At 57.8% G+C, this 15,412-nt stretch carries 12 protein-coding genes; 10 read left to right on the top strand and 2 right to left on the bottom strand.

Annotated features, from left to right (window positions below):
- Positions 1-42: 42 nt before the first annotated feature.
- From ELE36_RS05985 to ELE36_RS05945, 10 genes are all read left to right on the top strand, one after another.
- Positions 43-846 carry an inositol monophosphatase family protein gene (locus ELE36_RS05985; protein WP_129832206.1) on the top strand — a complete coding sequence of 268 codons (804 nt, stop codon included), beginning with the start codon at positions 43-45 and terminating at the stop codon, positions 844-846.
- A gap of 192 nt (positions 847-1,038) precedes the next feature.
- A complete protein-coding gene (locus ELE36_RS05980) occupies positions 1,039-2,697 on the top strand; it encodes a phospholipase C (RefSeq protein ID WP_129832205.1) in 1,659 nt (552 codons plus the stop codon).
- Positions 2,698-2,885: 188 nt separating this feature from the next.
- Positions 2,886-4,502, top strand: coding sequence for a multicopper oxidase family protein (locus ELE36_RS05975; RefSeq protein WP_129832204.1), 1,617 nt, complete (start codon positions 2,886-2,888; stop codon positions 4,500-4,502).
- A gap of 557 nt (positions 4,503-5,059) precedes the next feature.
- Positions 5,060-7,975 carry a PAS domain-containing protein gene (locus tag ELE36_RS05970; RefSeq protein ID WP_129832203.1) on the top strand — a complete coding sequence of 972 codons (2,916 nt, stop codon included), beginning with the start codon at positions 5,060-5,062 and terminating at the stop codon, positions 7,973-7,975.
- Positions 7,976-8,089: 114 nt separating this feature from the next.
- Positions 8,090-8,452, top strand: a complete 363-nt coding sequence (locus ELE36_RS21135; RefSeq protein ID WP_425480894.1) for an Hpt domain-containing protein — start codon at positions 8,090-8,092, stop codon at positions 8,450-8,452.
- A 177-nt stretch (positions 8,453-8,629) separates the two neighbouring features.
- Complete coding sequence (locus ELE36_RS05960) at positions 8,630-9,877, top strand: EAL domain-containing response regulator (protein WP_129832201.1); 1,248 nt, start codon at positions 8,630-8,632, stop codon at positions 9,875-9,877.
- 119 nt (positions 9,878-9,996) lie between these two features.
- Entirely contained in the window at positions 9,997-10,290 is a 294-nt protein-coding gene (locus tag ELE36_RS05955) for a cupredoxin domain-containing protein (protein ID WP_129832200.1), read from the top strand.
- Positions 10,291-10,653: 363 nt separating this feature from the next.
- Complete coding sequence (locus tag ELE36_RS20285) at positions 10,654-10,809, top strand: hypothetical protein (RefSeq protein WP_165371496.1); 156 nt, start codon at positions 10,654-10,656, stop codon at positions 10,807-10,809.
- A 285-nt stretch (positions 10,810-11,094) separates the two neighbouring features.
- The gene (locus tag ELE36_RS05950) at positions 11,095-11,409 is read left to right on the top strand and encodes an EF-hand domain-containing protein (protein WP_129836668.1); all 315 of its coding nucleotides are present in this window, start codon (positions 11,095-11,097) and stop codon (positions 11,407-11,409) included.
- Positions 11,410-11,642: 233 nt separating this feature from the next.
- Positions 11,643-12,371 carry a MerR family transcriptional regulator gene (locus ELE36_RS05945; protein ID WP_165371495.1) on the top strand — a complete coding sequence of 243 codons (729 nt, stop codon included), beginning with the start codon at positions 11,643-11,645 and terminating at the stop codon, positions 12,369-12,371.
- Positions 12,372-12,417: 46 nt separating this feature from the next.
- Here the strand turns inward: ELE36_RS05945 and secF are convergent, their stop codons facing one another.
- Together secF and secD are read right to left on the bottom strand one after the other, a co-directional pair.
- Positions 12,418-13,365 (bottom strand): protein translocase subunit SecF, encoded by a 948-nt coding sequence (gene secF / locus ELE36_RS05940; protein ID WP_129832198.1) that lies wholly within the window; start codon positions 13,363-13,365, stop codon positions 12,418-12,420.
- A 74-nt stretch (positions 13,366-13,439) separates the two neighbouring features.
- Positions 13,440-15,350 carry a protein translocase subunit SecD gene (secD, locus tag ELE36_RS05935; RefSeq protein WP_129832197.1) on the bottom strand — a complete coding sequence of 637 codons (1,911 nt, stop codon included), beginning with the start codon at positions 15,348-15,350 and terminating at the stop codon, positions 13,440-13,442.
- Positions 15,351-15,412: the final 62 nt, after the last annotated feature.

The following is a 15,412-nucleotide window of genomic DNA, read 5'->3' as shown; positions in this document are numbered from 1 at the left end:
TGCGAGCTTGTTCTTTTCCAGCCTGTCCACCCGGAGTTTTTAATGTCCAGACCCGCCGTCAATGTTGCGGTACGCGCCGCGCGCGCTGCAGGAACCATCATCCTGCGTTATCTGAATCGCGTGGAAGGTCTCGCCGTGGAAGAGAAAGCTCGCCACGACTATGTCTCCGAAGTGGATCGCCTCGCCGAAGCCGAAATCATACGCGAACTCAAGCGCGCTTTTCCGGGCCATGCGATGCTCGCTGAAGAATCCGGCGCGCGTGGCGACTCGCGATTTGTCTGGGTCATCGATCCGCTCGACGGCACGCATAATTATCTGCGCGGCTTTCCGCATTTCTGTGTCTCGATCGCGATGCTGGAAAACGGCGAACCGATGCACGCGGTGATCTACGATCCGCTGCGCGATGAGTTGTTCACCGCGAGCAAGGGTGACGGTGCGTATCTCAATGATCGGCGTATTCGCGTGACCAAACGCGAAGGGCTTGGCGGCGCGTTGCTGGCCACGGGTTTTCCGTTTCGCCAGCGCCAGCATCTGCCGGCACAACTCGACATGACGCGGGCGTTGCTGATCGATGCCGAGGCCGAAGATATCCGCCGCACCGGTTCCGCCGCGCTCGATCTGGCGTATGTTGCCGCCGGACGTATGGACGGCTATTTCGAAATCGGCCTGAAGCCGTGGGACATGGCGGCCGGTTGCCTGCTGGTGCGCGAAGCCGCGGGTCGTTACTGCGATTTTTCGGGTAACGACGGCATTCCCGAAACCGGAAATATCGTCGCCGGCAACCATTTCGTCGCCGCCGCCATCGTCAAGACGATTGCCCCGATGTTGACTCGCACGCTGCGCTGAGCGGCACGAGTTCGGCACAACGCCCGATATCGTTCGGCCAGAAATATCGCAGCCAGGATTAATTCTGCTTCAGTATTTTCTCGACTAATGTAATCGCAGTTTAACGCTACAGAAATATCCCGCGTCTAGTTTAGAAGGCGAAGTGTCGTGCGCGGCACTCGCCATTTTATTCCATCGCGCGGGGTTGTATTTATGCGTAAGAAATTAGCGGTATCGATTGCACTGGCGATCGGCAGTTTGTTCCAGATCGGCGCACTGGCCGACACGGCGCAGTCCACACCGACGAGCACGCCGATCAAACATATCGTCGTGATCTTCCAGGAGAACGTTTCCTTCGATCATTACTTCGGCACCTATCCGCACGCGGCGAATCTGACGGGCGAACCGCCGTTCTACACGCTCAGCAATACCCCGACGGTCAACGGCCTCAGCGGCACTCTGCTGACCAATAATCCGACCGCACTGAACACGGCCAACGCCGAGGGTGCAGCCAATCCGTTCCGTCTTTCGCCGGCACAGGCATCGACCGCCGATCAGGATCACGATTACACGCCGGAGCAACAGGCGCTGCATTTCGGCATGGTCGATTTGTATCCGGCTTTCACGGGCGCGGGCGGCACCGCTTCGGGCGCACCGGCCCCGGCCAACTCGCCGGCAATATTCACCACCAGCGGCTTGGTGATGGGTTATTACGACGGTAATACCGTCACTGCGCTGTGGAATTACGCGCAGTATTTCGCGATGAGCGACAATTCCTACAACACCGGCTTCGGCCCCTCTACACCGGGTGCGTTGAATCTGATTTCCGGCCAGACCAATGGCGTGATCGCCAATCTCAACGGCACCGGCGATGAAACCGATGACGGTCACGGAGGCCTGACCGTGATCGCCGATCCCGATCCGATCGGCGATGTCTGTTCTCCGCCGACGGCCAATCAAGTGACGATGGGCGGCAAGAATATCGGTGACGCCTTGAATGCCGCGGGCGTGACCTGGGGCTTTTTCTCGGGCGGATTCGACCTCGGTGTAACCAACAGCAATGGCACCACGGGCTGCAATCGCAGCACGACATCAGTGGTGACCAACGTCAAGAAAAAAGACTATATCCCGCATCATCAGCCGTTCCAGTATTACGCCTCGACCGCCAACCCGACGCATGCGCGGCCGACTTCGCAAAATACGATCGGCCATGCTGGCGACGCCGCCAATCACCAGTACGACATCAATGATTTTTTTGTCGCCGCCGGTGCGAGCAACCTGCCTGCTGTGAGTTATCTGAAGGCACCCGGTTATCAGGATGGTCACGCCGGTTATTCCGACCCGATCGACGAGCAACAGTTTGTCGTGCATGTGCTGAACTATCTGCAATCGTTGCCGGAATGGCGCGACACGCTCGTGGTGATCGCGTATGACGATTCGGATGGCTGGTACGACCACCAGATGCCGCCGATCGTGAATCAGTCCAGCGGTCTGGATGATGCCCTGACCGGCGTGAATGCGTGCGGCAATGGCCTTACCGCCCTGCCCGGCGTATTGAGCGGCGTGACACATGCGCAGGGACGTTGCGGCTACGGTCCGCGCCTGCCGCTGCTGGTGATCTCGCCGTGGTCGAAGAGCAATTACGTCGATCACACCGTTACCGACCAGACCTCCATCCTGCGTTTTGTCGAGGACAACTGGCTCGCTGGCCAGCGCCTCGGTCAAGGCTCGTTCGACAGCATCGCCAATCCGATCGACAACATGCTGGACTTCAGCAAGACCACACCGAATCCGAAACTGTTCCTCGATATTAACGGTCAGCCGCCGCGTATTTTGCAGAATATCGGCAAGCCGGTGGCTGTGGCCCAATAAGCGCGATAGCAAATCATCACGCGGCGGCCTTGTGAGTTTCGGCGCCGCGTGACGGCCAGCTACAGCGAATAATCGCGCTCAATCATTACGCACCAGGAGCATGCATCGCGCATGCTCCTTTTTGCATTTTGGCAGAAGCGATACTCAACGCTTACAAGTACCACTTTGCCATGGGAAAACTCGACTAGATGATCATCACGCGACGCCGATTTCTCCAAACCAGCAGTCTCGTCGCCAGCGCATTGGCTTTCGGCAGCGTCGGCCGCGCAGGATTGCCGCGCACGGCTCGCGAAGTGGCGGTGCTCGATCCGAAAAACCTGAAACCATTCGTCGATCCGCTGCCAATTCCTGCTATCGCACGCAATGCGGGACTACGCGCGAGTCCGACCAATGCCGCGTTGCAGATTCCGTATTACCGCATGGAAATGCGCGCGCTCGAAACCCAAGTGCATCGCGACCTGAAACCCACACACTGCTGGGGTTACGCCGGCAGCATGCCCGGCCCGACCATCGAAACACGCAGCGGTGAAGGCCTGCTGGTGGACTGGATCAACAATCTTCCGCAACAGCACTTCTTGCCGATCGATCACAGCATCCACGGCGCCGAAGCCGAGCTGCCAGAAGTGCGCACGGTGGCGCATGTGCACGGCGCGCGCGTACCGCCCGAGAGCGATGGTTATCCCGAGCTGTGGTTCACGCCGGGCAAGTCCGCGTTGTATCACTATCCGAACGGGCAGGACGCCACTGCGCTGTGGTATCACGATCATGCGCTTGGCATCAATCGTTTGAATGTATACGCGGGATTGTTCGGTGCGTTTTTGATTCGCGATGCGGTCGAAGACGCACTGAACCTACCGCGCGATCAGTACGAAATTCCGCTGTTGCTGTGCGATCGTTTGTTCGATCAAAACGGACAGTTGCATTACCCGGTGTCGGCAAATGCAAAGTCACCATGGATTCCTGAGCTATTCGCCAATGCCACCTTGGTCAACGGCAAACTGTTTCCGTATCACAACGTGGAGCCGCGAAAATATCGATTGCGCGTGGTGAATTGCGCCAACGCACGTTATTTCCATTTGTCGCTCGATAATGGCCAGCCGTTTCAGCAAATCGGTTGCGATCAGGGCTTGTTGCCAGCGCCGGTAACTCTGAAATTATTATCGCTAGCGCCCGGCGAACGCGCTGACATCATCATAGATTTTTCCAGCAACGCCGGCACACAGATCGTGCTGAAAAACGATGTGCTGCCGCTGCTGCAATTCCGCGTGAGCAAGGCCGCGGTAAAAGATACGAGCGTATTGCCGGCAGCGCTGCGTGCCGTACCGAAGCTGCTGGAATCCGCCTCGGTAAAAACCCGCGATCTGACGCTCGAAGAAGTCGACGATCTGGTCAGCGATCCCGTATCGCTATCGCTCAACAGCAAACACTGGTGCATGCCCGTGACCGAAGATCCAGTCATCGACACGATCGAAACCTGGAACATGATCAACCTCACCGACGACTCGCACGCGATGCATCTGCATCTCGTGCGCTTCCAGATTCTGGATCGGCGCCGTTTCGATACGTTTCTCTATCAAACCAAAAAAATCATGCGCTACACCGGCGCGGCGATCCCGCCCGAAGCCAACGAAGCCGGCTGGAAAGATACCGTGCGCGCTGACCCGGGAATGGTTACGCGCATCATCGCGAAATTCGAAGGCTATACCGGACGTTATGTCTGGCACTGCCATATCCTCGAACACGAGGACAATGAAATGATGCGGCCGTTTAATGTGATTGCCGCGCCGATTGCAGGCACGACCTGACTGTCAGAAAAAATTTACCACGCGGTGCATTTCTGATTGACGTTTGCTTGCACTGTGAAAATCGCAAGGCTTGCGAAATACCAAATGGTCTTCATAGCTATGCAAATATCAGAGATGTCGGCGCCTGAAACTTCAATCCGCAGAAGAATCCTCGTCCCTCTTCGAAATCCCACCGACTCGATCGGCTGCACACCGTCCGCGCTCATCGCGTGACACCATGGCCGCACTGGACGCCAACGCCATGAAATCGGATTGGGGCGCCTTGCCGAGGCCAGCGCTTGGACGATTCACTGATCAGGTCACGCGTGGACTTGAAATCGCCCGGCTAAAGAGGTATTCCTTCTCGAATGCTGGCGTAATCTGAACTGATCAAATGTCTTGCTTAAAGGGGTCTGGCACGGCTATGAGCGACACATTCCGAGCGGGTGGAATGCACCGGGCGTTTGAACGCGCCACGGATGCCGCTGCTGCCCTCTGCATAACCGAGCAGAAAGATTCACGACAACTCGCTGCGGGTCATCCTCCTTCCTTGGCGCAATCCAGGTGGGCACAGTAAGGTGACCGACGCGATCACCGTCGTCCTCGTAATTGCGGTGCCGCTCATATTGCTCGTCGTCGCGTTGCTGTCCATGCGGGGCGCCTTCACCCGCATGCCGCAGCAGCAGCAGCTGGATTCCTTCGCCGCGATTCGCGCCGGCAAGGACGAACTGCGCCAAGCGCTGGACGCATTGCCTCTGCCCCTCGCCTGGCACAACCAGCGTCGCGAAATCGAGTTCTGGAATCGCAGGGCTCTGGCCATGTTCGGCTATGCACCCGAAGAAATCGATACGATGGACAAGTGGAACGCTCTTGCTTATCCCGACCCCGACTACCGCAGGGAAATGATCAAGCGCTGGGCCGCCGTCGAAGGCGAGGGAGCCGATGGCATCAGGCGCGACGAATTCGACATCACCTGCAAGGATGGCCGGGTCATCACGGTGGAAATCTCGGGGACGCGTGACGGTGACCTGACCATTGTCGCCTTCAATGACATCACCGAGCGCAAGGGAGCGGACGAAGCCTTGCGTGCGATGTCCACTCGCCTGCAGCTCGCCGTCGCGTCCGCCAACACTGGCATATTTGACTGGGATCTGGTCACCAACGAAGTAGTCTGGGACGACGCCATGTGCCGGATGTACGGCATTGAGCAAGAGGACTTCAACGGCTTCGTCACCGGATGGTCCGAAGCGGTGCATCCGCAAGACCTGCCGCGCGTGGAGGCGGCCTTGCAGACCGCGATGCATGGCGGGCCCGAATACTACGAGGAATATCGCATCCGGTGGCCCGATGGTACTGAGCATCACATCATGGCGTACGGACAGACGACTCGAGACGCCGACGGCAGGCCCATGCGCATGGTCGGCGCCTCTTACGACATCACCGAGCGCAAGCTTGCCGAAGCAGAATTGCGGCGCCACCGTGATCATCTGGAGGAGCTCGTGGCCGAGCGCACCGCCCAGTTGCAGCGCGTGAACCTGTTCAACGAACAGGCGATGGACCTGACCCGTACCGGCTACTGGTTCGTGCCGTTGGACGACTCCGGTTTCTACACCAACTCGGACCGCGCGGCCGCCATCTACGGTGTGCCGGCCAAGCCGGGCGACTGGCGCTACAACCTCATGGAAGAATGGTACTGCCATATGGAGAGTGCCGACCCGGTCATCGCCGCCCAGGTCAGCGAGAAGTTCACGAAGACCTGCTCCGGTGAGCTCCCCTTCTACGACGCGGTCTATCCATTCCTGCGCCCGGTCGACGGCAAGATCGCCTGGATGCACGCCATGGGGATCGTCGTGAATGACCCCAAGCGTCCATGCCGGGAAATGTACGGCGTTGTCCAGGACATCACCGAAATCATCGAGGCAAAACGCGAACTGGAGGAAGCGCGGGCCGCGGCCGAGGCGGCCAATCAGGCCAAGAGCGCCTTCCTCGCCACAATGAGCCATGAGATCCGTACGCCGCTGAATGCGATCCTGGGCATGTCGCATCTGGCCTTGAAGGAAAGGACGGAATCAGAACGCCGCAGCTACCTGGAGAAGATCCAGCGCGCCGGTCAGCACCTGTTGGCCGTCATCAACGATGTACTCGACATCTCCAAGATCGAAGCGGGCCGGCTGACCATTGAGACAGCACACTTCGCCCTGGCGGAACTGCTGGACAATGCGGCCAATGTCACTGCCGACAGAGCGGCCGTCAAGGGACTGCGGTTCTCGGTCGAGGTCGCGGCGGATGTCCCCGCCGAGCTGGTCGGCGACCAGCTGCGGCTGGGACAAGTGCTGATCAACTATGCGACCAACGCGGTCAAGTTCACCGAACGTGGTGAGATCACGATTTCCGTCAGCGTGGATTCGCGTACGTTGCACGATGCGGTGCTGCGCTTCTGCGTGCGGGATACCGGCATCGGGCTCACCGCAGACCAGATCGACAACGTGTTCGACGCCTTCCAGCAGGGCGACAGTTCGATCACGCGCCGATATGGAGGCACCGGACTGGGGTTGGCCATTTGCCGCAACCTCGTCCGCCTGATGGGCGGCGAAATGGGTGTCGACAGCCGCTTGGGTGTCGGCAGCACGTTCTGGTTTACGGCACCTGTCGGCATCGACGGGCTGCAGCGTCGCGCCGTGCAGTTGGCGCCCGACTTGTATGGCCGGAGGTTTCTCGTCGCTGCTGGCACGGGTGCCGAGAGCGCCAACCTGTCAGCCTTGCTCACCGGTATGCGGTTTACCGTCGTCAGCGCCACGGATGCCGAGGACACCATCACGATCCTCCGTGAATCGATCAGTTCCGGCCGATCATTCGACATCGTACTGCTCGATATCGAGACGTTCGGATCCGCTGGATTCGCCGTGGCCGCGCAAATCAAGACGCTTTCCAGCGCTCTAAAACAACGGATCGTCTTGGTCAATTCGGCGGAGCGGCAGGACCTCAAGAAGCAAGCTGAGCGCAGCGGCTACCCAACCATCGACCGGCCGTTTGACTCCTCGACCTTGTTCGACAGGCTGGTAAGCATGCTCGGATTGGCCGATGCCGCAGGCATAGGAAACGCGGAATCGATCAAGGCCCTTCACGGAGCGAGGGTGCTGGTGGCCGAGGATAACGAGTTCAATCAAGAGGTCGCGAGAGCGATCCTTGGCGACGCTGGTCTGGTCGTGGACATTGCCGACGACGGCGAGGCCGCCGTACGCATGGTCATGGCCAGCCATTACGATGCCGTGTTGATGGACATGCAGATGCCGACGATGGATGGGTTGACGGCTACTCGGCAAATCCGCAGTTCGGTGTCTGCGGAACTGCCGATCATCGCCATGACGGCCAACGCAATGCAGGACAACCTCCAGCGCTGCCTCGATGCGGGCATGGACGATTTCGTCGCCAAGCCCATCGATCCGGATCAGCTGCTCGTCGTACTTGCGCGCTGGATCAAGCGGCGCGAATGAATCCCGCTGAGCCTTGGTCTTTCCTGTCACCGCACCTATTGGATCAGTGCGCATCGACCTAATCTACCTTGCAGATCTTTACAGATTCCCGAGCTGAAGCGCATCCTTGCGCACATGCAACCGAATCATCCCGAGTCTGACTTTGCGGCGCTCGCCCACGTTGTAGGCAATGATGACGCCAGGTTGCAGCGCCTGCTGAGCATCTTTGCGACCAGCGCCCGCGCGGATCTGGGGCGATGGACTCAAGCGCGGCACGCTGGCGATTGCGACATCCTGCAAAGGCTGGCGCACCGGCTCAAATCCGGATGCCAACAGCTCGGCGAACAAACAGCGGCTTCCGCTTTCGATGCCGTGGAGCAACATCGCGGAACTGCCGCGGAGCTGGAATCCTTGGCGGAGTCTGCACAGTTGGAACTTGAGCAAACCCTGGATCGCGTGACGGCCTTTCAGACGCGCGGGCTCGCAGATCGGACTTGAATCTGCTTTTCAGAGGGTGCGAGATTGTCTTGGCCGCATTGCGCATCCGTGCTACAAACATGACGGATCCTCGTATCAAGAGCATCGACAAACGAAAGCGGATTTCAATAACAGCAGGCGCTCAGAACAGTTCCATGTCAGTAATGGTCTGGTGCCAATTCATGGGGACGTTGCAGCATGACTTCCGTAATCTCCGGGCAGGTTTCAGCCCTCAGCGCGCTGGTAGTAGATGACGACCCGCTGATGACCGAGATCGTCTCGGCCCTCTTGAGAGATTTTGCACTTGTCGATATCGAGACCGCTCAGGACGGCAATGAGGCACTGGCGATGTTGTCGCTGCGCCACGTCGACCTGATGGTTTGCGATCTGAACATGCCCGGAATGGACGGCGCTCTGCTGTTGAAACACTTGGCGGATTTTCCCTCGCCCCCCGCGCTGATCCTGTTGAGCGGCGAACATCCTCGCGTACTTGAAGCAAGCGGCCAGCTGGCAGCAACCCTGGGCCTGACCGTACTTGGCGTGCTGCAAAAACCTGTTGATCGTGTGCGGTTAGCGGAGTTGCTGCAGCGGTACAACACACAGTTCCCCAAGCGTGAGAAAAGCGGAGCAACCATTGAGCTGAGCAAACAAGACTTGCGGCGTGGTCTTAAAAAAGGAACACAGCGGCTTGCTTATCAACCCAAGATCGACCTGAAATCGGGCGAATTGGTCGGAGCCGAAGCGCTGCTGCGCTGGAAGGACCCCGAGCTCGGCAACATTCCCCCTAATCATGTCGTGAGTTCGGCTGAGCGCCATGGTTTTATCGACGAGCTCACTCTGGCCATCCTGCATCAGGCGGTAATGGATCGCGCCAAACTGGTTGCGGCCGACTTGCCGATCAACATTGCGGTCAACCTCTCGCTGCATAATCTCCGCATGCCAGACATGGTCGAACACATCATTCAGATCGTGACCGCGAAAGGCGACAAACCGGCAAACTTCACCCTCGAGATCACTGAGACGTGCTTGATTGAGGATTTGGCCACGGCGCTCGAGATGCTGATCCGGTTGCGCATGAACGGCTTCCAGTTGGCAATTGACGACTATGGAACCGGCGCATCGACGATGCAGTTTCTGCAGCAGTTCCCCACCACGGAGATGAAGATTGATCGATCCTTTGTGGTGGCAGCGCCGTTGAGCGAGCACGGTTGCGCGTTCCTCAGCACCGCCATCGAGTTGGGGACGAAGCTGGGACAGGTGACCGTCGCCGAAGGCATCGAAACATTCGCCCAGTGCACGTTGGCTACCAAGCTCGGCTGCCAACAAGGGCAAGGTTTCTATTTCAGCGAACCGCTGCCACTGGACGCGTTCATCGCGTGGGCTCGAAGCTATCAGCCAGGTTGGCTCAAGCAGAAAACTGACCTGCTGATTTGCACCGAAAAGTGAGCTTCCTCTCGAGCCAACCGCTGATGCTGGAGCGGTAGGGAACGCCAGACTGAAATGCTGCGTGGACCTTCAACAGGAGGACGGTTCATGTCATCGAGGATTCCTATCGGCGTCATGCGGTGCAGTTCAAACTCGACGTTTGTCTCGACATCCGCTCCGGCGCGCTTGGTCGTCGCGATGCATCTACATCTTGTGCGCTTCCAGATTCTGAATCGACGCCGTTTCGATATATTTCTGTATCAGACCAAAAAGTCATGCACTACACCGGCGCGGCGATCCCATCCGAAGCCAACGAGGCCGGCTGGGAAGACACCGTGCGCGCCGACCCGGGCATGGTCACGCGCGTCATCGCGAACTCGAAGGCTGCACTGGCCGTTATGTCTGATACCTCGAACACGAGGACAAGAAAATGACGCGGCCGTTTAATGTGGTTGCGAGGCCGGCAATGGGCACGACCTGATTGTCACGAAAAATATAATCACGCAGATGCTTTTTTGGCAGTGCTTGCTTGACCTATGTGATTATGCGGAGCGATAGTTCCATTTTCGCGCTCTAGTATTAGTTAGGATCCGCATGACAAACCTCGAATTGGAAATCGGGCACACGTACTACCGACTAACATTCGCTGATCGCGACCAAACGATGCCCTGAGTTGAGCCAATCGTGTATCTGGGCGACACCGATTGATCTGACGGCGATATGGCTCACATTTTTCAAGACACTGTGTCGTACGTCTGTTTTGGTCCCGCCTAAATCTGGCGCACGATCACGACGAAATGATTGTCTATTTCATTCCGTCCGATGAAATAGGTTCGGCAATTGTTGACGTGCAACGCATCGCAACTGAAGTGTCTGCTGCAGCACAGCGCGCGGCGGATCTCAAATACCCGACACTTCGAATCCTTCTTGGTGGCTGGCAAAGTGTGCCCTAAATATTGCTGCAAATTCCGCGGCAAACTCCAACACTCGCAATAGCGTTCGTTTAAGCAACTATTAGGGAACCAGAAAGCCCACGCCCAATTCGATTGTTATCTACGCAAAAGACACGCAAAGAATCGAATGTTCATCGGGAATATCTTTGCTCCGTTGCCGTTAGCTACCAACGACGCAGACTTACTTTGCGTTCACGTAAAACCCCTCATCATCGATGTCCGCGCGTATGGGAGTTTTTTGCACATCCCGCAGAATCCGCGCACCTTTTGATCGAGGAGAATCCGATGAACCAACGTCATTACCGCTATGTAGTTGCCTGGGCCATTGCTGCCGGTTTCGGCGCGGCGTCCGCCGCAGACCAGACCAGTTCCACCGATATCAAAACCGCGGACGGGCAAACCGTCACGGTGCACTCGGGGCAGCCCGCGATACCGCCCGACGGTCCGCATCCCGATTTCGACCGTCTGGATCTGAGCAAGGACGGTTCACTAAGTCCCGATGAGGCGAGCGCCTATCCGCCGCTAGCGAATGACTTCAAACATGTCGACTTGAACCATGATGGCAAAATCTCGAAGTCCGAATATTTACAATGGCATTGAGCACGAATAGTCGGGATTAAATACCATAGCATTTACCAAAAAAAACCCGCGCCAAACGCGGGTTTTTTTATTGCTGAAGCACGTGTTCAGGTCGACGCGGCGTGCTGATGCTGAAGGCTGAAGGCTGAAATCGCATGCGATATCGTTTCAGAGGTCAATCGCGCAAAATCATGCTTGACCCTGACGCAACGTGAGGCCGCAGCATGGCGTCGCCCGCACCCGGAAGCAAAACGATGCCGTTGTATAGCGTGAGCCAGATCGCGAAACGTACCGGCGTGACCGTCCGCACGCTGCACCATTACGAGGCCAAGGGGTTGCTTTACCCCGCGACTCGCAGCGCTGCCGGTTATCGCTTGTACGGTGAAAACGAACTGCTACGCCTGCAGCACATCGCTGCGCTGAAAATGCTCGGATTTCCACTCAACGAAATCCGCGACTGCCTTGATGCCAACGCGCCTTCATTAGCCGAAGCGTTGACGTGTCAGGTCGACCGGATGCGGGGAACCATCGTCCGTCAGCAAGCGCTGCTGATCCGCTTGGAGCGCGTTGCGCGTCAGGCCCTCAGCGGCGAGACGATCGATACCGAAACCCTGCTCAACAGTATTGAGGCCAGTACGATCATGGAAAAATATTTCACCGAAGAACAGATGCAAACCATCAAACAGCGCGGCGATACGCTCGGTCCGCAGCGCATTCGCGAAGTCGAACAGGCATGGCCGAATGTCATTGCCGGCATGCAGGCGGCGCTGAAACTCGACAAGGATCCAGCCAGTGAGGAAGTGCAAATTCTGGCGCGACGCTGGCGAGAGCTGGTGCGTGAATTCACTGGTGGCGATAGCGGCATTCAGCGTTCGGTGAACACGATGTTTCACGACGATGCGGACACGATGCAATCGCAAACCGGAATCGATCCGGCACTGATGACCTATGCTAGCAAGGCGATCGGTTTGCTGGAGAGTTGAAAGTAAAACACACGCCACTCATTGCGAGTGGCGTGTTTCAGATTCGTTATGGACGGCGCGCGAGTTCGGCATTGTCCTTGCTGCCCGGCATCAGATCCTGTTTCGACACACCGAGCCAGAGCAGGATCGGGTTGGCGAAGAAGATTGATGACAGCGTACCGACCACGATACCAATGATCATCGTCAGTGCAAAGCCGTGTACGACCGGGCCGCCGAAGAAATACAGCGCGACCATCGTGATGCCAGTGAACGCGGCGGTGATGATGGTACGCGACAGGGTGGAGTTGATCGCCTTGTTCAATACCTCGACCGGCTCGGCCTTGCGGCTGGAGCGGAACAATTCGCGCACACGATCGAACACCACGACTTTATCGTTGATCGAATAACCTACCACCGATAATACCGAGGCCAGCACGGTGATATCGAAGTCGTGCTGGGTGATCGCGTAGAAGCCGAGCACGATCAGGGTATCGTGGATTTCACTGGCGACACCGGCGATCGCGAAACGCCATTCGAAGCGCACCGCGATGTAAATCATGATGCCGATCATCACGAATAGCACGGCGATGATGCCTTGGCTTTTCAGTTCATCACCGACCGTAGCGCCGACCAGATCAGTGCGTTTGATGGTGACGTCCGCGCGCTTTGCCTTGAGCACGTCGATGACTTTTTTCGACACTTCATCGGCCTTCACGCCTTCCTGCTGCGTGCTCGAACTTTGCAGACGAATCGCCACTTCGCGCGATCCGCCGACACTCTGCACCACCGCATTCGGAAAGCCGCCGTCTTCCAGCGATTTGCGTACATCGTTGGAATCGACTGGCTGTTCGTAGGCCGCTTCGACCAGCACACCGCCGGTGAAATCGAGACCGTAGTTCAGGCCACGCACGCCGATGGCGACGATCGATATCAGCATCAGCACCGCCGAAATCGTGACGCTGATATTGCGCCAGCCGAGAAAGTCGATCTTGCTGTTCGGGTTGAAAATTTCCATAAGTCTATTCTTCTACTGGCGTATGAGTTGGCGCGAAATCACGCGCTGTTCGTGGCACGGTTCGCCGGAGTGGATTACACCGACAACGTCTTGAGCTTGCGGCCGCGGTGGATCAGATTGACCATCGCATGCGTGACCGTCACCGAGGTAAACATCGAGGTCAGAATGCCGAGGAAGAGCGTCACCGCGAAGCCCTTGATCGGGCCCGAGCCAAAAATCAGCAGACCGATTGCCGCGAGCAAATGTGTGACGTTGGCATCGAGAATGGTCGCCCAAGCTTTTTCGTAACCGGCGCGGATCGAAGCGAGCGGTGTCAAGCCGTTACGCAGTTCCTCGCGGATACGTTCGCAGATCAGCACGTTGGCATCGATCGCCATACCGAGCGTCAGCACGATACCGGCAATGCCCGGCATGGTCAGCGTGGCGCCGATCTTTGAAAGCAGCGCGAGCAGCATCACCAGGTTGAGGATCAGCGCGATATCCGCGATCAGACCGAACAGGTGGTAGTACAACGCGGCGCAAACCAGCACGGCGAGCAGGCCGAGCAAGACCGCCATCGCGCCCTTGTTGATATTGTCCTGGCCGAGGCTCGGGCCGATCACACGCTCTTCGACGATGTCAACTGGTGCTGCCAGTGAACCGGCGCGCAACAACAGCGCGAGGTCGGCTGCTTCTTTCGAACTGCCCAAACCTGTGGTCTGGAACTGGCTGCTGAAAACGCTCTGGATGGTCGCGACGCTCACTACTTCCTGCGTCGTTTTCGACGTACGCACTTCCTTGCCATCAATGATTTTTACTTCCGGCGTGCGCTCGATATACACCACCGCCATGCCGTGGTTGACGTTCTGGCTCGTGAAATCCAGCATCTTCTTCGCGCCAGCCGCATTCAGCCGCACCGAAACCGAAGGTGTGCCGGTTTGCTGATCGGGAATACTGGTAGCACCGACGAGTTCGTTGCCGGTGGCGATGATTTTCTTCTTCAGCAATACCGGCTGACCCTTGCCATCGCTGCCACCACCGCGCCTGTAAAAGATCTGCGAGTCGGGGGGAACGCGTCCGGTACGCATTGCTTCCTCACCGGTAATACTTTCATCCACCGCGCGATATTCGAGCGTGGCGGTGGCGCCGAGAATCTTCTTCGCTTTGGCGGAATCCTGCACGCCGGCAAGCTCAACCACGATACGGCTGCTGCCCTGCTGCTGGATCGTTGGCTCGGAAACGCCAAGCTCATTGACGCGATTGCGCAAAGTCGTCAGATTGCTCGCGATGGTGTCCTTGGACTGCTTCAGCACGGTCGCTTCGCGCACTTTCACGGTCAGGCCATTCTCGCTGCCGGCCACGCCATCGGTGATATCCAGCGGTGATGGATCACCGAGATTTTCCGGCTTGTTCACTTCCTGCGCGAGAATCACTGCGGCTTTTTTCTGGTCTTCCGGCGAATTCAATACCACCGCGATACCCGCGGCCGTCGGGTTGACCGACTGGTAACGCACGCCACTCTTGAGCAAGGTCGAACGCACGTCATCGACATAACGCTGCTGCTGTTTTTCGAGCGCGGCTTTTTGATCGATTTCCATCAAAAAGTGCACGCCGCCCTGCAAGTCGAGGCCGAGTGGCATCGCGTTCGCCCCGATCGCACGCAACCATTGCGGCACGGTCGAGGCCAGGTTCAACGCGATCACGTATTGCTCGCCTTTCTCATTGAGATCGGCGGTCAGCGCATCAGCGGCAGCAAGCTGCACGTTGGCATCGGCGAAACGCGCCAGCAGACGATCGTCATTCAAGTCGATCGCCTTGAAGTCGATCTTCTTGGCCTGCAGGATGCCGGTGACTTTTTCCTTCAGCGCCTCATCGACGGTCGCGCCACGTTTGGCAGAAATCTGCACCGCGGGTTGCGACTGAAACAGGTTTGGCGACGCGTAAATCAGGCCGAGAAAAATAACCACGGCGATCAGCGTGTACTTCCAGCGGGGAAAATCATTCATACGAAAAATCCAGTTCTATGCTCGCGCCGCGGACAACCGCAGCAGTTAGATCAATGCGTTTC

The organism is Pseudolysobacter antarcticus, from assembly GCF_004168365.1.
GTDB lineage: Bacteria > Pseudomonadota > Gammaproteobacteria > Xanthomonadales > Rhodanobacteraceae > Pseudolysobacter > Pseudolysobacter antarcticus.
This window is presented reverse-complemented; position numbering and strand designations above follow the sequence as displayed.

Bases quoted from the DNA above. Each gene is read 5' to 3' on its own strand.
- secF (WP_129832198.1), bottom strand. From the start codon at position 13,365: ATGGAAATTTTCAACCCGAACAGCAAGATCGACTTTCTCGGCTGGCGC.
- secD (WP_129832197.1), bottom strand. From the start codon at position 15,350: ATGAATGATTTTCCCCGCTGGAAGTACACGCTGATCGCCGTGGTTATT.
- ELE36_RS21135 (WP_425480894.1), top strand. From the start codon at position 8,090: ATGCAACCGAATCATCCCGAGTCTGACTTTGCGGCGCTCGCCCACGTT.
- ELE36_RS05950 (WP_129836668.1), top strand. From the start codon at position 11,095: ATGAACCAACGTCATTACCGCTATGTAGTTGCCTGGGCCATTGCTGCC.
- ELE36_RS20285 (WP_165371496.1), top strand. From the start codon at position 10,654: ATGATTGTCTATTTCATTCCGTCCGATGAAATAGGTTCGGCAATTGTT.
- ELE36_RS05980 (WP_129832205.1), top strand. From the start codon at position 1,039: ATGCGTAAGAAATTAGCGGTATCGATTGCACTGGCGATCGGCAGTTTG.
- ELE36_RS05960 (WP_129832201.1), top strand. From the start codon at position 8,630: ATGACTTCCGTAATCTCCGGGCAGGTTTCAGCCCTCAGCGCGCTGGTA.
- ELE36_RS05945 (WP_165371495.1), top strand. From the start codon at position 11,643: ATGCCGTTGTATAGCGTGAGCCAGATCGCGAAACGTACCGGCGTGACC.
- ELE36_RS05975 (WP_129832204.1), top strand. From the start codon at position 2,886: ATGATCATCACGCGACGCCGATTTCTCCAAACCAGCAGTCTCGTCGCC.
- ELE36_RS05985 (WP_129832206.1), top strand. From the start codon at position 43: ATGTCCAGACCCGCCGTCAATGTTGCGGTACGCGCCGCGCGCGCTGCA.